Below are 20,144 nucleotides of genomic sequence, written 5' to 3'. Positions count from 1 at the left end.
GAGGCGGACGTATCGCCCGGCCAGACAAGGGACGCCATTCAGGAATGGGGCGGCAGGCGCGATGCCCTGATTCGAAAGGATGCGGCGCGTCCGGCCTGGCGAGGCATGAACCGCGTGCGGCATGCCCCGCAAGGGCAAGCCGCGCAAGGACATGCCGCGCGCATTCAGGTCATGCGGTCGCGGATGCGTAGCAGCTTCGGGCTCCGGCAACGGACCATGCGCCAGGGCCTGGCGCGCCGTTCTCAGCCAAACTCATTGACATAGAGACGGCCGGAAGTTTTGCCGGGAGCCGCCTGGACCTGAGAAATGCCATCAGCCAGCACAAACCAGGCCTGCCGCGCGCCCACATCCAGCTGGCGACGGCTGCCATCCACATCTTCAAGGCAGATCGTGCAATCATGGGTTGCGAACAGTCGCAAAAACATGGCGAGCGGCCGCACATTGGCAGGCTCAGATCCGTTGGCTCCAATCCGGATGGTATGACTCTGCAAAACGCTCAGATGGCGGATTAAATGCAAGGGGCTTTCAAACGACGGCCACACGACAATACTCCGTGTTGATATCGGCGTTGATATTGGCAAAGTATGTTTGGACTGATGTTACGCGCGGACAGGCGTCACTGCCGGCGCGGCGAAACAGACGCCGCAGCGCATCGCGGATCAGCAGGGGCGCCGGGGGATTGCGCCCCATGCGCTACCCGGTCCTGCAGCCCTCAATTGTGAAAACGATCATTGTCTTCCGCCTGCACCACGACCATGGGCATCCGGGCGCCGTTACGGCGGGGCGCGCCACCGCCGCTGGCCAGCTTTCCCGGCTTTTCATCCGTCGCCTCCGCAGCCATGGCGCCATCGCCGGTGGACGCCGGCACATCCTCCTCGCTATCGAGGTCATCGCGGGTAATCATCCGCGCCGCGACGGGCATTCTCGCCGTCGCCTCCCGCGCCTCATGCTCGCCGGGGTCGGCAATCATGCCTCCAGGACGCATCCGGGCGATTTCCTGTCGTAAATTGTCAATGGTGCCGCGGGCCGCCTCAAGGGAGCCGTCGGCCATCTGCCGGCTGCTGCGCTCATGGGCCACCTGAGCGTTCAGCTCCGCAACGTGCGACTGGAACTGCTGCTCCGAAACACGCATCGCTTCCTTGATGTGCGACAACTCCTCGGTCAGCGATATCAATTTCTGCTTGGCGACTTCGTGCTCGCGTTCCCGCGTTTTCAGGCTCGCGACGAGGGCATGACTTCTTTCGGCCAGGCGCGCGTTGATTTCGCTGGTCTCGCGCGCCAGACGATCGGCGCGATCCCGCTCCCGTCGGGTTTCCTCCACGCGCTTTTCCAGCGAGTTCTTCTCCAGCGTGATCTGCAACACCTGGCGCTGGGCGCCCGAGTGTTCTTCAGTCCGGGCGGTGATCTCCTCCCGCGCCTGGGCGAGGAGGTTCTCGGTAACCTGCAAACGCGACGCCATCGCCTCCAGCCGGTTCGCCGTTGAGCCGGAGGTGGCCCGCGTGCTCTCAAGCGCCTCGCGCAGTTCTTCCTCAGCGCCCTTGTGCTTGCGATCCGCCTCGGCAAGGCCGTTTTCCAGTTCCTTGCGCCGCTCGGCCGCCTGCTCCAGCGCCAGTTGCGCCGCCGCGTGCTCGCGATCGCGGCGCGCCAGCGTCCGGTTCAGATTTTCCAGGCTTTCCTGTAGCGCCCGGGCTTCCTCGCTCAATACCGCGTTCTGCTGCAATTCCTTCTTCAGGGAGGCATCCAGCGTCCCGATCTGCGATTGCCGCTCCTCGAACTTGTTCCGGTAGAAGGCCACCTTGTCCTCGGCGTCGCCCGCCCGGGCCAGGGCATCGGCAAGGTTGCCGCGCAATTGGCCGGCTTCCCCCTGCAGGGCGGCGTGCTCGCGCCTGGCGTCGGCCAGTTCGCCGCCAAGCCCCTGAACGCTGTGCTGCAAATTGTCGAGCGAGGTTTCGAGGTGCAACCGCGCCTGCTTGTGGCCGTGAGTTTCTTCCTGCAGCCTGGCGAATTCATGCCGCAAACGCGTATGTTGCTCCCGCTCCGCCTCCAGCTCGCCATGCGTTGCATCCGAATTCAGCCGTACGCGCTGGTGGTCAGACAGCAGCTGCATCACGGAGCGCTCAAGTCCCTCCAGGGTTTCGCCCGCCTGCCGCAAAACCAGGTGCCGCTGGGACAAATCCGCGAGCTGCGCCCGGATCACCTCCTGCGCACGTCCCGCCGCCTCATGGGTGACGGCGAGCTGCTTTGCCTCACCCCCTGCTTCGGGGTCAGCTTCAGAATACTGGGCCGCTGCTTCGTCCACCCGGTCCGTGTGCCGGCGCCAGCCGCTCGTCCGAAAGTTGAACATCGCTCACCTCGTCGCTCGCGCTGTTGCGCGACGACAGAAGTATCAGAATAATAATTATGAGTTTCAAGTATTATTCTTGATATTTTTTCGAAGATATATTTTTCTGATGCGACAGCACAACACATATATACTTTGAATTACTTTTGATTCATCAGTGTACAAATCACCGATTTTGCCATGAAAAACATGGAGACCGGCGCGCATGGGGAGACAGCACAACAGGGAGATCGAAAATCAGCGCGACGCAGGCTTTCTGCGACGCATCAATACAAAGGCGCAACCAAGCCCAATGACCACCAATGCGATCAGCACGGAAGAGGCGGCGTTGATCTCGGGGGTCACGCCAAGGCGCACCTGGCTGTAGATCCGCATCGGCAAGGTGGTGGCGCCCGGCCCCGAAACGAAACTGGCGATAACCAGATCGTCCATGGACATGGTGAACGCCAGAAGAAAGGCGGCCGCCATGGAGGGCGCGATCAGTGGCGCGGTGACCAGGAAAAACGCCCGAACAGGCGTCGCTCCCAGGTCCATGGCCGCCTCTTCCAGGCTGATGTCGAAATCCGTCAATCGCGCGCGGATAATCACCGTCGCGAAACACATGGTGACTGTCGTATGCGCAATCACCACAGTCCAGAAGCCGCGATCAACGCCCAGCCCGACGAACAACAGCAGCAAAGCGAGGCCAATCATCACTTCCGGCATGACCAGCGGCGCGTAAGCCATGCCGGTGAAGGCCGTCCGGCCGGCGAAACGGCCATGCCGGGTCAACGTCAAGGCCGCCATTGTGCCCAGAATGGTGGCCAGCGCCGCCGAAACCACGGCGATCCGCACGCTGACCCAGGCGGCTTCCATCAACGCCGCATTGCTGAACAGCGCCGTGTACCAGCGCAGCGAGAAGCCGCCCCAGACCGTGACCAGGCGCGAATCATTGAACGACCACAGCACCAGCAGCACAATTGGCGCGTACAGAAAGAACAGGCCAAGGCCAAGAATGAGCGGCGACGCCGCGCGACGCAGGCCCATCATTGTCCCGCCTCCGCCTCGGCCGCCCGCTCTTCGAGCCGCCGCCAGGCCAGGATCGGCGCCAGCAGCACCGCAAGCAGCACAACGGCGATGGCAGACGCCATGGGCCAATCCCGGTTGCTGAAAAATTCACTCCACAGGGTGCGGCCGATCATCAGGGTGTCGGAGCCGCCAAGCAGGTCGGGAATGACGAATTCGCCCATCATCGGGATGAAGCAGAGCAATGCGCCTGCAGCCACGCCTGGGGCAGAAAGCGGCAGCGTGATGCTCCAGAAGGCCCGGGCCGGCGTCGCGCCAAGGTCCTGCGCGGCTTCCAGCAGGCTATGGTCCAGCTTGATCAGCGTGGCGTAGAGCGGCAGCACCATGAATGGCAGATAGGAGTATACAAGGCCGATCATCACCGCGACGCCCGTGTTCATGATTTGCAGCGGCGTCGAAATCAGCCCGAGCCAGAGCAGCGCCGCGTTCAGCAATCCTTCCGGCTTCAGAATGCCGATCCAGGCGTAGACCCGGATCAGAAAGCTGGTCCAGAACGGCAAGATCACAAGAAGGAGCAACAGTTCGCGCCGTCCCTCCGGCTGGCGCGCCAGAGCATGGGCAATGGGGAAGCCAATGAGCAGCAGCAACACGGTCGCGACGCCCGCGTATTGCAACGAGGTCAGCGCCGAGGCGAGATAAAGCGGGTCCGACAGCAGCAGGGCGTAATTGTCCAGCCGCAGGCCGCGCAGGGCGGCCCAGACGCCGGCCAGCCCCTCGCTCCAGTCGACAACCGGACGATAGGGCGGCTGGGCAGTCGCCGCCTCCGAAAAACTCAGGCGCAACACCAGCAGAAACGGCGTGGCGAAGAATAGCGTCAGCCAGATCGCCGGAGCCCAGCGCACCAGACGCTGCGCGCCCGGGGCGCGATAGCCGCGCCGGCTCACGGGCGCGCTCCCGGCCATCTGCGACCAGACGTTGGCGCGAACCGATTGTGATCTGGAAACATCGTCATGCGGCGGCTACCGGAACTGTGCGGCGAACGGAAAGCGGCGTGACATGACCCTGTTCATGAAACGGTCGCGGTTTCAACCAGGCGCGCCATCGCTGGCGAAAGCCGGCGCCCCTGGGGGCGGGATGCGCTCAGGTTAAACCGCGCCTCCGCCCCAATTTTTCGGTTTCGCATGGTGTTTGGCGGACAGGCCGCTGCCGTTCATCCTGATCATGCGCTGGCGTCAGCCTGTCAGAAGCACCGCCGCGTCAGGAGCGAAACTGGCGAACACGTTTTCTTCCCAGGTCACCGGCTCGGCCACATGCCGCGACACATTGGCCCGGGAGGTTTTGAGGGTGTCGCCACCTGGCAGTTTCAGCACATAAGTCGTCCAGTCGCCCAGATAGCCGATATCCCAGACTTCGCCGGAAATGACATTGGCGACGCCCGCCGGCCGGGCGCGGTCGATACGGATTTTCTCCGGCCGCACGGCGACAGCCACCTGTTGCCCCACCGCCAGCGCCGCGTCGGAAGCGACGAGGATTTCGCCGCCCGTCGCCGGGCAGGCAATGCGCCACAGACCGTCTTCCCGGCCCAGCGCCGCGCCCTCCAGCAGGTTCACATCGCCGATGAAATCCGCCACGTAACGGCTCGCCGGCTCCTCATAGATGCGGCCGGGCGCATCAAGCTGGGCAATGCGCCCCTGGTTCATCACGGCGATGCGGTCGGCCATCACCATGGCTTCCTCCTGGTCGTGAGTGACCACAAGAAATGTCGCCCCCAGCTCCTCCTGGATATCCATCAGCTCGAACTGGGTTTCTTCCCGCAACTTTTTGTCCAGGGCGCCCAGGGGTTCGTCGAGCAGCAGCACCTGCGGCCGCCGGGCCAGGGCCCTGGCCAGCGCGACGCGCTGGCGCTGGCCGCCCGAAAGCTGGTGCGGCTTGCGCCGGGCCAGCGGCGTGAGCTGCACCATGGCCAGCATTTCGTCGACACGGGCCTGGATCTCGGCCTTCGGCAGGCCAAGCTGCCGCAGGCCAAAGGCGATGTTCTGCTCCACGCTCATGTGCGGAAACAGGGCATAACTCTGGAACATCATGTTCACGGGCCGGCTGTGGGGCGCGATCTCAGCCTGATCGACGCCATCAAGCAGAATGCGACCGGCGTCGGGCTGCTCGAAACCGGCGAGCATGCGCATCAGCGTGCTCTTGCCACAGCCGGAGGGGCCCAGCAGGCAGAAGAATTCGCCGCGGTAAATCGACAGATCGAGGTTGTCGATAGCGATGGCGTCGCCAAACCGCTTGCATACGCCTTCGAAGTGGATGAGGGGCGTGGCCGCCGGATCGGCCCACGGCGCGAAATCGCGCCGCACGGCGCCGAGCCCTGCCCGGCCTGGTTTGCCAATCCGCTCCTTCGCGAGGCGCGCCGCGCCCGCGGCGCCATCGCCACGCAGTCTGTCATTCATGCCCGCGCCCCTCCGCCAGCCACGCTTCGCCTGCGCGAATCGTCACGCCAACCTGTCCGGGAATTACTGGCGCGCCGCAGCTTCGTCCATATCGACAATGCGCCCGTCAAGCAGCGTCAGGCGCCGGTCCATGCGCGCCGCCAGCGACAGGTTGTGCGTGGCGATCAGCGCCGCAAGGCCCGTGGCCCGCACCAGGGTCACCAGGGTGCCGAACACATGCTCGGCCGTTTCCGGATCGAGGTTGCCGGTCGGTTCGTCGGCCAGCAGCACATGCGGCGCATTGGCCACGGCGCGGGCAAGCGCCACGCGTTGCTGCTCACCGCCGGACAGTTCGGCCGGCCGGTGCTTCAAACGCTCGCCAAGCCCCAGAAATCCCAGAAGCTCCGAGGCGCGGCGCTCCGCCTCCCTCTGCTTCAGGCCGGCGACGAGTTGCGGCAACACGACGTTTTCCAGCGCGGAAAACTCGGGCAGCAGATGGTGCGACTGATAGACGAAGCCGATGTGCGTGCGGCGCAAGCCCGTGCGCCCGCGGTCGTCGAGCAGCGAGGTGGGCTCCCCGCCCACATAAATTTCGCCGGCGTCGGGCTTTTCCAGCAACCCTGCAACATGCAGCAACGTCGACTTGCCGGTGCCGGAAGGCGCCACCAGAGCTACGATTTCACCTGGCCAGATCGCCAGTTCGGCGCCGCGCAGAATGTCCAGGGAGCGCTCGCCCTGGGCATAGCTGCGCATGATGCCGGTCAGATAAAGCGCGGGAGGCTCACTCATGTCCGGATGCTCCAGAATCAGCCGTAGCGAAGGGTTTCGACAGGATCGAGCCGGGCGGCGCGCCAGCTTGGATAAAGCGTGGCCAGCAGCGACAGCACGAATGCGGTGATGACGATGACCGTGACCTCGACGGGGTCGATCACCGCCGGCAGCCGGCTCAGAAAATACAGTTCGGCCGGGAACATGTTGGAATTCAGCGCCCGGTTCAGGAAGGTGCGGATCGCCTCGACGTTCCACGCCAGCGTCACGCCAAGCAGGGCGCCCGTCACGGTGCCGACAACGCCGATCGCCGCGCCAGTGATCAGGAAGATGCGCATGACCGCGCCGCGCGACATGCCCATGGTGCGCAAAATGGCGATGTCCTGCGCCTTGTCCTTCACCAGCATGATGAGGCCGGAAACAATATTCAGCGCCGCGACCAGCACGATGAGCAGCAGGATGAGGAACATGACGTTCCGCTCAACCTGCAGGGCGTTGAAGAAGGTCTGGTTGCGGATGCGCCAGTCGGTCAGCATCACCGGCCGGCCGATATTGGCGTCGATCACCTCACGGGCGGCGTCGACGGCGTCGGCGTTCTTGAGGAACACCTCAATCACGCTCACCTCATCGCCCTTGTTGAAGTAGGCCTGGGCCTCCGCCAGCGGCATGTAGACGAAGCTGGCGTCGAACTCCGACATGCCAATCTCGAAAATCGCCGTCACCGTATAGGACTTGATCCGCGGCGCCGTGCCGAACGGCGTCGAGGCGCCCTGGGGCGCCACCAGGGTCAGGGTGTCCCCGGCATGCAGGCCGAGGTTTATCGCCAGCCGGCTGCCGATCACCACGCCTTCCTTGGCGTCGAAGCCGTCCAGCGTGCCTTCGCGGATATTTTTGGCGATGAAACTGACCCGCGACAGGTCCTCGCCGCGCACGCCGCGCACCAGCACGCCGCTGGACGGCCCGCCCTTCGAGGACGCCAGCGCCTGCCCCTCGACCATCGGAAGCGCGAAGGAAATCCCCTTCATGGCGTCGAGGCGGCGGGTGAGGTCGCGGTAGTCGTCCAGCGGCCTGTCGATGGGCTGGATGAAAATGTGGCCGTTGACGCCGACAATTTTCGACAGCAACTCCTGACGAAAGCCGTTCATCACCGACATGACGACAATCAGCGTCGCCACCCCAAGCATGACGCCAAGGAACGAAAAGCCGGCGATAACCGAAATGAAGCCTTCCTTGCGCCGGGCGCGCAGGTAACGACCGGCGATCAGCCATTCGAAGGCGGAAAACGGCCGGGTGGCGCGCCCTTCCGGCGGCCCGGCGAACCTGTCCTGATCCAATATGCCTGCAGGGCTGGTCATACGTTGCGCCTCCGGTGACGGACGGTGCGGCGCTGTTGCCCCGCGCCAGACCAGCCGATGCAATTCCGGCGAAGCCGCCGCCACATGCGGCCGAAATCGCGACAAACAAAAAAGGACAAAGCGCTTCCACACACCAATGAGGAAGCGCCCCGACGTCGCGCCAGACCGGCGCGCCGAACGTCATGCGCGCCCGCCCCGCCACACGAACGGTTGCCCATGCAGCAAGGTCCGGGCGCTGACGTCGCGACAATAAAGCCAAATATGCTTAAAATTTGCTGATCCAGCCGTGCGCCGGGGATATACCGCCCGCCTCACGCCGGAGCAGGCCGCCCGGACCGCCGGGCGACTTCTGTTTTATGGGCAGGGATGCTCGCCAGCCGCCCTGGACGCACCGCCCGCGCCTCAGCCGCAGATGCGGGCCACGGCGTCGGCCGGCGAAAGCAGCTCGCGTTCACCCGTGGCGCGGCGCTTCAGCTCCACCTGCCCGTTGGCCAGTCCCTTCGGACCCACCAGAACCTGCCAGGGCGCGCCGATCAGATCGGCGGTGGCGAACTTGCCGCCAGCGCGCTCGTCGCGATCGTCCAGCAGCACATCCAGACCCCGGGCGGAAAGCTGGCGATAGAGCTCCTCGCAGGCGGCGCCGGTTGCCGAATCGCCCGCCTTGAGGTCGAGAATCGCCACGTTGAACGGCGCCACGGCGTCCGGCCAGATAATGCCGGCCTCGTCATGGTTCGCCTCGATCAGGGCGGCGACAAGACGACTCGGACCAATGCCATAGGATCCCATGTGCACCGGACGCAACTGCCCGTCCGGCCCGGTGACGACGGCGTTCATCGGCTCGGAATACTTCGTGCCGAAATAGAAGATGTGCCCGACCTCGATGCCGCGCGCCGCCAGGCGCTTGCCCTCAGGAACGGCGGCGAAACCCGCCTCATCGTGCATTTCTTCCGTCGCCGCGTACAGCGAGGTCCATTTGTCGACCAGTTGCTGCAGGCCGGCGCGGTCGCCGAAATCCGTATCCGCGGCGGGGGTGTCGAACGACAGATAGTCGCTGTCGCAGAACACCGCGCTCTCGCCGGTGTCGGCCAGGATGATGAACTCATGGCTGAGATCGCCGCCAATCGGCCCGGTGTCGGCCTTCATGGGCACCGCCTTCAGCCCCATGCGGGCGAAGGTGCGCAGATAAGCGGTGAACATGGCGTTGTAGGAGTGGCGGGCGCCCTCCTTGTCCAGATCGAAGGAATAGGCGTCCTTCATCAGGAACTCACGCGAACGCATCGTGCCGAAGCGCGGCCGGATCTCGTCGCGGAACTTCCACTGGAGATGGTACAGGTTCAGCGGCAGATCCTTGTAGGAACGCACATAGCCCCGGAAGATCTCGGTGATCATTTCCTCGTTGGTGGGGCCATACAGCATCTCGCGATCGTGTCGATCGGTGATGCGCAGCATCTCCTTGCCATAAGCGTCGTAACGGCCGGATTCCCGCCACAGGTCCGCCGGCTGGATCGTCGGCATCAGCAGCTCGATGGCCCCGGCGCGGTTCTGCTCCTCACGGATGATGCCCGTCACCTTGTTGAGCACGCGCAGCCCCAGCGGCAGCCAGGCGTAGATGCCCGCCGTCTCCTGCCGGACCATGCCAGCGCGCAGCATCAGCCGGTGCGAGACGATCTCGGCTTCCTTGGGATTCTCCTTCAGGATCGGAAGGAAATAACGGCTGAGACGCATGACAGCTCCGGACAGGCTGGAAACGGGTGAGAATCGCTGGAAACATCACACGCGCGCGACGCGGAAGACAAGCGCCGGCAACGCCGTGACCATACATGATTTGTCGCCGGGGCGCGGCGCGGGCTGCGACGACGGCATCGCCGCGGCGCGTTTTGCCGGCTCAGAGCGAGAGATAAGGAAGGGCGGCATAGAAGCAGGCGAACAGCACGGCGGAAACGACGGTCGTCCACAGCACCTTCCACCACAGCTGCGGCCGCAACGGCGCGCCGGGTTCGGAACCCTCCACCACCTCGCCGCTCTCATGCTGGCTGCGCACGCCAAACGGCAGGATCGCGAACAGCGTGATCCACCACGTCACGAAATATATGGCGACGGACAGGGTCAGACTCATGCCGGCAATGGCTTCCTGCGCTGGGGCATGTTCCGCGTAAAAGCGTCATGCCCGGATGGGCGGCGGCCGGCGGGCTGGCCGTCATCGCCCGGGGAAATGCATCACATCAGACGGGCGGGCCAGGCCGCGCCAATGTGAAAACCCGCGCCGCGGCTTCCGGCCGCCCCCGCTGACGGGATCGCCCGGAACCATGTCGGGGGCAGGAGCCGCAACAGCGCGAACGCCTGCCCGTTGGCTGGATCAGACCTGCTCGAGCTCGACAAGCGTGCCGCAGAAGTCCTTCGGATGCAGGAACAGCACTGGCTTGCCGTGCGCGCCGATTTTCGGCTCGCCGCCGCCGAGCACGCGGGCTCCCTTGGCCACCAGCTGGTCGCGGGCGGCAATAATGTCCTCGACCTCGTAGCAAACGTGGTGGATGCCGCCGTCCGGATTTTTGTCAACGAACTTCTGGATGGTCGAGTCGTCGCCCAGCGGCTCAAGCAGCTCGATCTTGGTGTTGGGCAGTTCGACGAAGACCGTATAAACGCCGTGCTCCGGCTGCGGTACCTTGGCGGAGACCGTTGCGCCAAGCGTCTCCTTGTAAACGCGGGTCGCCGCTTCGATGTCCTTGACGGCAATCGCCACGTGATTGAGCCGACCGATCATAGTGTTCTCTCCCCGACTGCGGCATTTCCGGCGGCATGCGATTGCGCAGCCAGAAATGCGCCAAAACAGACTGTTGAATCAGGTTTCTGATCCGGCCCCACCAGTCCCCCGGGGCGCATGGCCCCGGTAGCGGACGGCGTCGGCGCCAGGCCGCGCAAGGCCGCGCCACGAAAAGCAGAGCGCGGCAAAGCAACGCCAGTTGCGCATCCCACGCCGCGCGCCGCCTGTCCATGCGGCCCGTTGGCGCCAGAGCGGCCCACCCTCCGGTCAGACGCCGACGATCAGCACATGGCAGACTGGCTTCTTGCCCCAGAGATTGCGCAGCTCATTGCGCACCGCGCGCTCCACGGCATTGGCGAACGCCCCGGAATCGCGCCGTTTGCGCGGCGGGATATTGTCGATGGTTTCGTCGACAATATCGCCGATCAACCCCGCCAGCTCCTCGCCCTGCGGCGATTTTGCCGGCACGCCCGCGATCTGCACCTCGGCTTCGCCGATCACATTGCCAGAATCATCCACGGCAATGGCAACCGAGACCACGCCGGCGAAGGACAGCCGACGGCGCTCGGCAATCGCCGGCTCGGTGGACGGCACAACGATATCGCCGTCCTTGTACTGGACGCCGGACGGAATCTTGCCCACCACGCCGGCAGCATCTTCGGCAATCGCAACCACATCGCCATTGAGGGCGCGAATAACCGTCGGCACGCCCTGGGCGCGGGCGAAAGCCGCATGTTCGGTGAGGTGCAGCGGCTCGCCATGGGCCGGAATGGCGATCTTCGGGCGGATCCAGCTGTAGAGCTGCTCCAGCTCGCCACGCCGTGGGTGGCCCGAGACGTGGACCAGATGATCGCGGTCGGTCAGGACCTCGACATCCTTCAGCATCAGCCGGTTGATGATCTCGCCGACGGCGCGCTCGTTGCCCGGAATGGTGCGTGATGAGAAAATCACCCGGTCGCCAGGCGAAATCTTCAGCGCGGGATGGTCATCGCGGGCGATGCGCGACATGGCGGCCCGCGGTTCGCCCTGGCTGCCGGTGAGCAGCGCCACCACCTTGTTACGCGGCAGGCGCGCCAGCGCATCCGGCGCGCGGAATGGCGGCAGGCCGCCGAGATAGCCGCACTCATCGGCCACCTGGATCACCCGGTCCATGCCGCGACCAACCACAACCACCTCACGCCCGCACGCCGCCGCAGCCTCAGCCACCGAACGGATGCGCGCCACGTTGGAGGCAAAGGCGGTGACGCACACGCGGTTGCTGGCGCTGGCGATCAGGTCCTTCAGGGTATGTGAGACATCCGCCTCGCTGGGGCTGGAGCCGGCGCGGACCACATTGGTGGAATCACACACCAGGGCCAGCACGCCCTCATCGCCAATCGCCTTCAGGCGCTCCACGTCCGTCGCGCGGCCAACCACCGGCGTGGCGTCCAGCTTCCAGTCGCCGGTGTGCAACACCGTGCCGGCGGGCGTGCGAATGCACAGCGCGTTCGCCTCCGGGATCGAATGCGACACCGGCACGAACTCGATGCTGAAGGGGCCCAGGGTCAGCACGCCGCCCTGTTTCACCTCGCGCAGCGGAATTTTGGGGGCGTTGAATTCCGAAAGCCGACGCGACTCCAGCAGACCCAGCGAGAAGCGGGTGCCGTAGACCGGCACGCCGAGCTGGGGCCACAATTGGGCGATGGCGCCGATATGGTCCTCGTGGGCGTGCGTCACCACCAGGCCAAGCAGATTGTTGCGGATCGACTGGATGAACTGCAGATCCGGATACACCAGATCAATGCCGGGGGTCAGGTCTGCCTGGGCGAAGCTGACGCCCAGATCCACCAGAATCCACTGCCGGCTCTTGCGCGGCCCGAAACCGTACAGGGCCGCGTTCATGCCAATCTCGCCCAGCCCGCCAAGCGGCGCAAAAACGAGTTCCTCAACCGGCTGTGTCATGTGCATCAAATCCTTGCAGCGTTCTGCAACGCCTCATCTTGTGGGCGCGCAGCCGCAGCTCCCCCCCTGAATGAACCCACGTCGCCAAAATGGACGTCGCCCGCGGTAATCGTCCGCACCGCGCCCGTGGGCAGGCGCACGACCAGTTGTCCAGCGGCGTCGATCGTCTCAAAGACGCCGCGAATAATTTCTTCGCCAAACTGGATGGCAACCGGACCACCAACGCCATGCGCCCTGGCCAGCCACTCATCGCGGATGCGCGCCATGCCGCGCGCGTTATCCCATAACGCGAAATATTCAAGCCATGTAGCTGACAATGCTTCAAAAACTGAAGCAGCACACACGTGCGCGCCAGCCTGTTGCAACGATGCCACGGCATAAGGCGCGCCTTCTGGCGCCGCCACCACATTGACGCCAATGCCAATCACCACCACGCGCCTGCCGCGCGGGAGCACCTCGCTCTCCAGCAACATGCCGGATGCCTTGCCGCCATTGATCAGCAGATCATTGGGCCACTTGACCCGAAGGCCGCCCGCCAGGTGCGGCGCACAGATCCGGACCGCCTCGTGCAGCGCGACGCCAGCGACGAACCCGATGGTGGCGGTCATGCCCGGCTCACACTGGGGCTCAACCAGCAAAGAGGCCGCCAGATTGCCGCGCGGCCCTTCCCAACTGCGGCCGCGCCGGCCGCGACCGCCGCGCTGCTGCGACGTCACCACCCACAAATTGGACCCGGCGCCAGCGCGCGCGCGCTCCATGGCGTCAGTGTTCGTGGAGCCTTCCACCACGTCAAAGGCCAGAAGCCTGTAGCCCGTCGCTTCCGCCTGAGGCGCCAGTGAAAACCGCATGTATGTAGACGCCCTTTCCGGCTTGCGCAGCGCTGCCTGCCTCCATCGGGTTATGGCGATGTCGCGCTTCGTGGCGCCCGTGAAACGACAGGCCCGCAGCGTCAGAGGAAACGGCGGCGTCAACAATCCCGGGCATCTCCCCGTGTATGCCAGAGCCGCCGGGCCAACGCTACATCTGTATTGCCTGACCCGGCAGGCAAAAATGACAGGATACCGCCGGGCCGCCGCGCCCGCGACGACCGTCAAAAAAAGCGCGGCGTCAAACAACGCCGCGCCTTCCAATTCCTGCCCTGATCCAGCCCCAGATCGAGCCCCAGATCGAGCCTTCTGGGACAAACCCTTGAGCCAGGCCCCGGGACCTGATCCGCCCCCCTGTCAGAACAGGGTCTTCGCCGCGGCGCCCGCCACCACATTGAGCAGCGCCGGCGCCACCCAATAGCCAACCGTCACCACGGTTGACAGGGCAAGAACCACCTTCGCCGCAACCGGCATCGGATCCAGCGCTTCTTTCGGCTCGTCGAAGAACATCACCTTGACGATGCGCAGGTAGTAGAAGGCGCCGACCACGCTGGTCAGGATGCCGAACACCGCCAGCAGCGTCAGCTTGGCCTGAATAGCGGCGGCGAACACATAGAACTTGGCGAAGAAGCCGGCCAGCGGCGGAATGCCGGCCAGCGAGAACATCAGCAGGGCGAACAGATAGGCCATCGCCGGGTTCTGCTTCGACAGGCCGGCGAGATCGCTGATCTGCTCCACCGGCTGGCCGTTGCGGCGCATGGTGACGATGCAGGCGAACACGCCAAGGGTCATCGCCACATAGATCGCCATGTACAGCAGCACGCCATAGACGCCCTGCTCCGTGCCGGCGGCAAGGCCGACCAGGGCGAAGCCCATGTGGCCGATCGAAGAATAGGCCATCAGGCGCTTGATGTTGTGCTGGCCGATGGCGGCGAAGGCGCCCAGCGCCATCGAGGCAAACGACACGAACACAATGATCTGCTGCCACTGGCCGGTGATGCCCGGGAAGGCGCCAACCAGCACGCGCACGGTGATGGCGACGGCGGCGACCTTGGGAGCGCTGGCGAGGAAGGCGGTGACCGGCGTCGGCGCACCCTCGTAAACGTCCGGCGTCCACATGTGGAACGGCACGGCGCTCATCTTGAACGCCAGACCGGCGGCAAGGAAGGCCAAGCCGAAGATCACGCCGCTATGGGGCGCGCCGGTGACGGCAGTGGCAATGCCGGCGAACGACACAGTGCCGGTGAAGCCGTAGATCAGCGAAGCGCCATACAGCAGCATGCCGGAGGACAGGGCGCCGAGCACGAAATACTTCAGGCCGGCCTCCGTCGAGCGGGTGCTGTCGCGGTCGAAGGCGCAGATGACATAGATCGCCAGCGACTGCAGCTCCAGGCCGATATACAGCGCGATGAGGTCGCCGGCCGAGATCATCACCATCATGCCGGTGACGGAGAGCAGCACCAGAACCGGATACTCGAAGGCGCTGAGACCCCGCTGGCGGAAATCGTCGAACGACAGCATCAGCGCGCCGGCGGCGCCGACCAGCGCCAGCACCTTCATGAAGCGACCAAAACCATCGACCACAAAGGCGCCGTTAAAGGCGACGGTCCGCCCTTCCGGCTGCATCGCGACCAGGGCGCCCACGACGATCAGCACCAGCAGCGTCACGCCATTGACGAAAGCCGTGGACCGGGGACCGGCGAAAGCGCCGATGAGCAGCAGCGCAAGCGCGCTCCCCGCGAGCAGCAGCTCGGGCAGGAACAACGGAAGCGCTGGAAAAATCGCTGCGGCGGTCATGCTTGCCTCAATGGGTCGCGAGCGCGGCCGTTTTCACGGCGGAAAGCGCTGCCTGGGTGTGCTTGAGAAGTTCTGCGGTCGGCGCGGCGAACACGTCGAGGATCTGGCCCGGCTGCACGCCATACCAGATGATCAGCAGGATCAGCGGAACGAAGATCACCACCTCGCGCACGTCGAGATCGGTCATCTTGCGCAGGGAGTCCTTCTCCATCGGGCCGAACACCACCCGGCGGAACAGCCACAGGGCGTAAGCCGCCGACAGGATCACGCCGGTGCAGGCGAAGAACGCCACCCACGGGTTGGCCCGGAAGGCGCCAAGCAGCGTCAGGAACTCGCCAACGAAGCCCGAGGTGCCCGGGAGGCCGACGTTGGCCATGGTCAGGATCAGCATGACGATGGCGTATTTCGGCATGCGCGAGACAAGGCCGCCATAGGCGTCGATGCGCAAGGTGTGCAGGCGGTCATAGATGACGCCGACGCCAAGGAAAAGCGCGCCGGACACCAGGCCGTGCGACACCATCTGGAACATGGCGCCCTGAACGCCCTGCTCGGTCATCGAGAAGATGCCCATGGTCACGAAGCCCATGTGGGCGACCGACGAATAGGCGATCAGCTTCTTGATGTTCTCCTGCATCAGCGCGACCAGCGAGGTGTAGATGATCGCGATCACCGACATGGCGTAGACCAGCGGCGCGAAATACGCCGACGCGTCGGGGAACATGGGCAGGGAGAAGCGGATGAAGCCGTAGCCGCCCATCTTCAGCAGGATGCCGGCCAGGATCACCGAACCGGCGGTCGGCGCCTCCACGTGGGCGTCGGGCAGCCAGGTGTGCACCGGCCACATCGGCATCTTCACCGCGAACGACGCGAAGAAGGCCAGCCACAGCCAGGTTTGCAACTGCGCGCCAAACTTGTGCTGCAGCAAGGTCGGAATGTCGGTGGTGCCGGCCTGCCAGTACATGGCCATGATCGCCAGCAGCATCAGCACCGAGCCGAGCAGCGTATAGAGGAAGAACTTGAAGCTGGCGTAGATGCGCCGGTCATGACCCCAGATGCCAATGATGAGGAACATCGGGATCAGGCCGGCTTCGAAGAACAGGTAGAACAGCACCAGGTCGAGGGCGGCGAACACGCCGATCATCGTCGCTTCCAGAATGAGGAAGGCGATGAAATATTCGCGCACCCGGTGCTCGACCGAATTCCACGACGCCAGCACGCAGAACGGCATCAGGAACGCCGTCAGCACGATGAACGGCAGCGAGAAGCCGTCGACGCCAAGCTTGAAGCGGATGGTTTCCGCGATCCAGGCATGGCTTTCGACCAGCTGGAACGTGGCGCTGGCCGTGTCGAAACGATGCCAGGCGACCAGCGACAGGATGAACGTCGCGATTGTGGTCGCCAGCGCGATCCAGCGCGCATTGGCGGCGACAGATTCCTTTGCCCCGCGCAGCGCCAGGATCAGCAGCGCGCCGACAACCGGAACGGCGACCAGGCCAGAGAGGATGCCAAAGCCGAACATCAGTGGGCCCCTCCAACGAGGTACCAGGTAACGAGGATTGCAACGCCAATCAGCATGGCGAACGCATAGTGATAGAGGTAGCCGGACTGCAGCCGCACCGCCCGGTTGGCCACGTCGACCACGCGGGCTGACACGCCGTCGGGCCCGAAGCCGTCAATCAGCCAGCCATCGCCCTTCTTCCAGAGGAAGCTGCCGAGCCACTTCGCCGGACGCACGAACAGGAAGTCGTAGATCTCGTCGAAGTACCACTTGTTGAGCAGGAAGCGGTACAGGATGGGCTGGTCGGCGGCGAGCTGCTTCGGCAGGGCCGGGTTCTTGACGTAGAACCACCAGGCGATAACGAAGCCCAGGATCATCATGAGCATCGGCGACAGCTTCACCCACAGCGGCACGTTGTGGATGTCGTGCAGGATATGGTTGTCCTTCGCCGTGAAGAGCGCGCCCTTCCAGAAGTGCTCGTAATTGTCGCCAATGAACGAACCGGCGAACGCCGCGCCCGCGACCAGCGCGCCAACCGACAGCACGGCCAGCGGGATCATCATGACCATCGGGCTCTCGTGCGGCGTGTGATCACCATGGCCATGACCGGCGTGACCATGGTCATCATGGCCATGGGCGGCGTGCGCGTGATCGTCATGACCGTGCGCGTCATGCTGCTTCCAGCGCGGCTCGCCGAAGAAGGTCATGAAGAAGAGGCGCCAGGAGTAGAAGGATGTGAACAGGGCTGCGATGACCACGCAAAGGAAAGCGTAGGTAGCCGCCGGCGAGTGCGAGGCGAAGGCCGATTCAATGATCGCGTCCTTCGAATAGTACCCAGCCGTGAACGGGAAGCCGGTCAGCGCCAGATTGCCGATCAGCATGGCGGTCATGGTGTACGGAATGTACTTCCGCAGCCCGCCCATGTTCCGCATGTCCTGCTCATGGTGGCAGGCGTGGATGACCGAGCCGGCGCCAAGGAACAGCAGGGCCTTGAAGAAGGCGTGGGTGAACAGGTGGAACACGCCCGCCCCGAAGGCGCCGACGCCCAGGGCCACGAACATGTAGCCGAGCTGCGAGCAGGTCGAATAGGCGATGACGCGCTTGATGTCGTTCTGCACCAGGCCGACGGTCGCGGCGAAGAAAGCCGTGGTGGCGCCGACGACCGTCATCACCACGAGCGCCGTGGGAGCCAGTTCGAACAGCGGCGTCAGGCGGGCGACCATGAACACGCCGGCGGTCACCATGGTGGCGGCGTGAATGAGCGCCGACACCGGGGTCGGGCCCTCCATGGCGTCCGGCAGCCAGGTGTGCAGCAGGAATTGCGCCGACTTGCCCATCGCGCCCATGAACAGCATGAGGCAGGCGATGGTCATGGCGTTCCAGTCATACCCCAGGAAGTGGAACGTCTTGCCAGCCATCTCGGCGGCCTTCGGGAAGATCTGGTCGAAGGCGACCGAACCCGTCATCACGAAGACGATGAAAATACCGATCAGGAAGCCGAAGTCGCCAACGCGGTTGACGATAAACGCCTTCATGGCGGCGGCGTTAGCCGAGGGCTTCTCATACCAGAAGCCGATCAGCAGGTAGGAAGCCAGACCGACGCCTTCCCAGCCGAAGAACATCTGCACCAGATTGTCAGCCGTCACCAGCATCAGCATGGCGAAGGTGAACAGCGACAGATAGGCGAAGAACCGCGGCCGGGCCGGGTCTTCATGCATGTAGCCAATCGAATACAGATGCACGAGCGCCGACACGGTGTTGACCACCACCAGCATCACGGCGGTCAGCGTGTCGATCTTCAGCGCCCAGTCGGCAACCAGCCCGCCAGAGGTCATCCAGTTGACGATCGTCACATGGACGGGACCGGACTGGTACGCCACCTGCCAAAACACCACCCACGACAGCGCCGCTGAAACGAACAGCAGCGACGTGGTGACGATTTCGCTGGCGCGCGCCCCAATGATGCGGCCAAAGAGGCCTGCAATCAGAAATCCGGCAAGCGGAAGAAAGACGATCGCGTGATACATGACGGCCGTTCGTGCATGTGGACGGCCGCAGCTTGCGCCCCGCCGTCCTGTGGCTTGTTTCGGCGCCGCTCGCGGGGAAGATCCCCTGCCCGACGGATGTCAGGCGCTCGCGGTTCCGGCTCTGGAGCCGCATCGCACCAGAGGCGCGACGCAGCGGATCCGTAGTTCCGCCGGCAGTGGGCCGGCGGCGGGCGTCAGCCCTTCAGCGTATTGACGTCCTCCACCGCGATGGAGCCGCGGTTGCGGAAGAACACCACCAGGATAGCGAGGCCAATGGCGGTTTCGGCGGCGGCGACGGTGAGCACCATCAGGGCGAACACCTGGCCCATCATGTCGCCGAGGAAGCTCGAGAAGGCCACGAAATTCAGGTTCACCGAGAGCAGGATCAGCTCGATGGACATCAGGATGACGATGACATTCTTGCGGTTGAGGAAGATACCGAAGACGCCGAGCGTGAACAGGATGGCGGCGACGGTGAGGTAATGGCCAAGTCCGATAATCATCTGGCTGATCTCCCTCAGAGGCCGCGACGGAAGGGAACCTTCCGCAGTTCGATAACATCTTCCTTGGTGCGGGCCACCTGACGGCTGACGTCCTGGCGGCGCACATTGGGCTTGTGGCGCAGGGTCAGCACGATGGCGCCGATCATGGCCACAAGCAGCACCAGGCCAGCCGCCTGGAAGTAGAAGACGAAGTCGGTGTAGAGCACCCGGGCCAGCGCCTCGGTATTGGTGAGCTGGTTCGCCGGCGGGATCGGCGCGGCCACGGTGCGCGGAATGCCGGCGGGAGCCAGCCGGGCGCCGATGATCATCACCAGCTCGGCCAGCAGCACCAGGCCAACCAGCGCGCCCACCGGCATGTACTGCAGCGCGCCCTTCTTCAGCTCGGCGAAGTCCACGTCCAGCATCATCACGACGAACAGGAACAGCACCGCCACCGCGCCCACATAAACGATGATGAGCAGCAGGCCGAGGAATTCGGCGCCCAGCAGAATGAACAGCCCGGTGACGTTGGCGAACGTCAGGATCAGAAACAGCACCGAATGCACGGGATTGCGCGAGGCGATCACCATGAGCGCCGAAGCGACGGCCACTGCTGAGAAGAGATAGAAGAAGACTGCTGCGGCGATCATCCGTCTGCGTCCTTGACAGCCTGCCCGGCGTCGGTTGCGGTTCAGGTCCCGGTGAGGCCCTCAACCCGTCCTGGAGCGTTTTTCAGCAAAGCGTATGCGGCCCTGCCTCTGAAAAGCGCATCAATTCAAAACATGGCGCAAAACTCCGGTCCGGAACGAACGGGTCCTGCTGCGGTGACTGCCCTGCCCGGGCGCTGGCGCCGGACAGGACGTGGAGTTGAACT

Annotated in this window: 17 protein-coding genes; all 17 read right to left on the bottom strand. The window is 64.5% G+C overall.

The window, feature by feature from the left end; all coding sequences use genetic code 11:
- Positions 1–242 precede the first annotated feature (242 nt).
- The 17 genes from ACERNI_RS01200 to ACERNI_RS01120 all read right to left on the bottom strand — a co-directional run bounded on the left by ACERNI_RS01200 (position 243) and on the right by ACERNI_RS01120 (position 19,920).
- The gene (locus ACERNI_RS01200; RefSeq protein ID WP_448831440.1) at positions 243–542 is read right to left on the bottom strand and encodes a hypothetical protein; all 300 of its coding nucleotides are present in this window, start codon (positions 540–542) and stop codon (positions 243–245) included.
- Between the two features lie 170 nt (positions 543–712).
- Positions 713–2,344: a hypothetical protein gene (locus ACERNI_RS01195; protein ID WP_448831439.1), complete on the bottom strand. Its 1,632-nt coding sequence runs from the start codon at positions 2,342–2,344 to the stop codon at positions 713–715.
- Positions 2,345–2,578: 234 nt separating this feature from the next.
- Positions 2,579–3,367: an ABC transporter permease gene (locus tag ACERNI_RS01190; protein ID WP_448831791.1), complete on the bottom strand. Its 789-nt coding sequence runs from the start codon at positions 3,365–3,367 to the stop codon at positions 2,579–2,581.
- Entirely contained in the window at positions 3,367–4,308 is a 942-nt protein-coding gene (locus ACERNI_RS01185) for an ABC transporter permease subunit (protein WP_448831438.1), read from the bottom strand. Before ACERNI_RS01185 ends, ACERNI_RS01190 begins: the two co-directional genes overlap by 1 nt.
- A gap of 270 nt (positions 4,309–4,578) precedes the next feature.
- Complete coding sequence (locus ACERNI_RS01180; protein WP_448831437.1) at positions 4,579–5,796, bottom strand: ABC transporter ATP-binding protein; 1,218 nt, start codon at positions 5,794–5,796, stop codon at positions 4,579–4,581.
- Between the two features lie 63 nt (positions 5,797–5,859).
- A complete protein-coding gene (locus ACERNI_RS01175; RefSeq protein ID WP_448831436.1) occupies positions 5,860–6,564 on the bottom strand; it encodes an ABC transporter ATP-binding protein in 705 nt (234 codons plus the stop codon).
- 17 nt (positions 6,565–6,581) lie between these two features.
- A complete protein-coding gene (locus ACERNI_RS01170) occupies positions 6,582–7,898 on the bottom strand; it encodes a lipoprotein-releasing ABC transporter permease subunit (RefSeq protein ID WP_448831435.1) in 1,317 nt (438 codons plus the stop codon).
- 402 nt (positions 7,899–8,300) lie between these two features.
- Positions 8,301–9,623 (bottom strand): proline--tRNA ligase, encoded by a 1,323-nt coding sequence (gene proS / locus ACERNI_RS01165; RefSeq protein ID WP_448831434.1) that lies wholly within the window; start codon positions 9,621–9,623, stop codon positions 8,301–8,303.
- Between the two features lie 160 nt (positions 9,624–9,783).
- Positions 9,784–10,014 (bottom strand): DUF1467 family protein, encoded by a 231-nt coding sequence (locus tag ACERNI_RS01160; RefSeq protein WP_448831433.1) that lies wholly within the window; start codon positions 10,012–10,014, stop codon positions 9,784–9,786.
- Between the two features lie 240 nt (positions 10,015–10,254).
- Positions 10,255–10,659, bottom strand: coding sequence for a methylmalonyl-CoA epimerase (gene mce / locus ACERNI_RS01155; RefSeq protein WP_448831432.1), 405 nt, complete (start codon positions 10,657–10,659; stop codon positions 10,255–10,257).
- A gap of 267 nt (positions 10,660–10,926) precedes the next feature.
- A complete protein-coding gene (locus ACERNI_RS01150; RefSeq protein ID WP_448831431.1) occupies positions 10,927–12,600 on the bottom strand; it encodes a ribonuclease J in 1,674 nt (557 codons plus the stop codon).
- Positions 12,601–12,605: 5 nt separating this feature from the next.
- Positions 12,606–13,448, bottom strand: coding sequence for a biotin--[acetyl-CoA-carboxylase] ligase (locus ACERNI_RS01145; protein ID WP_448831430.1), 843 nt, complete (start codon positions 13,446–13,448; stop codon positions 12,606–12,608).
- A 375-nt stretch (positions 13,449–13,823) separates the two neighbouring features.
- Positions 13,824–15,263, bottom strand: a complete 1,440-nt coding sequence (gene nuoN / locus ACERNI_RS01140; RefSeq protein WP_448831429.1) for an NADH-quinone oxidoreductase subunit NuoN — start codon at positions 15,261–15,263, stop codon at positions 13,824–13,826.
- A 7-nt stretch (positions 15,264–15,270) separates the two neighbouring features.
- Positions 15,271–16,782, bottom strand: coding sequence for an NADH-quinone oxidoreductase subunit M (locus tag ACERNI_RS01135; RefSeq protein ID WP_448831428.1), 1,512 nt, complete (start codon positions 16,780–16,782; stop codon positions 15,271–15,273).
- Positions 16,782–18,788, bottom strand: coding sequence for an NADH-quinone oxidoreductase subunit L (nuoL, locus tag ACERNI_RS01130; protein WP_448831427.1), 2,007 nt, complete (start codon positions 18,786–18,788; stop codon positions 16,782–16,784). The genes ACERNI_RS01135 and nuoL overlap by 1 nt, the downstream gene beginning before the upstream one ends.
- Positions 18,789–18,982: 194 nt before the next feature.
- Positions 18,983–19,291: an NADH-quinone oxidoreductase subunit NuoK gene (nuoK, locus tag ACERNI_RS01125; protein WP_132005589.1), complete on the bottom strand. Its 309-nt coding sequence runs from the start codon at positions 19,289–19,291 to the stop codon at positions 18,983–18,985.
- 14 nt (positions 19,292–19,305) lie between these two features.
- Positions 19,306–19,920, bottom strand: coding sequence for an NADH-quinone oxidoreductase subunit J (locus ACERNI_RS01120; protein WP_448831426.1), 615 nt, complete (start codon positions 19,918–19,920; stop codon positions 19,306–19,308).
- Between the last annotated feature and the right edge of the window lie 224 nt (positions 19,921–20,144).

This window comes from Camelimonas sp. ID_303_24 (genome assembly GCF_053543495.1).
This window is presented reverse-complemented; position numbering and strand designations above follow the sequence as displayed.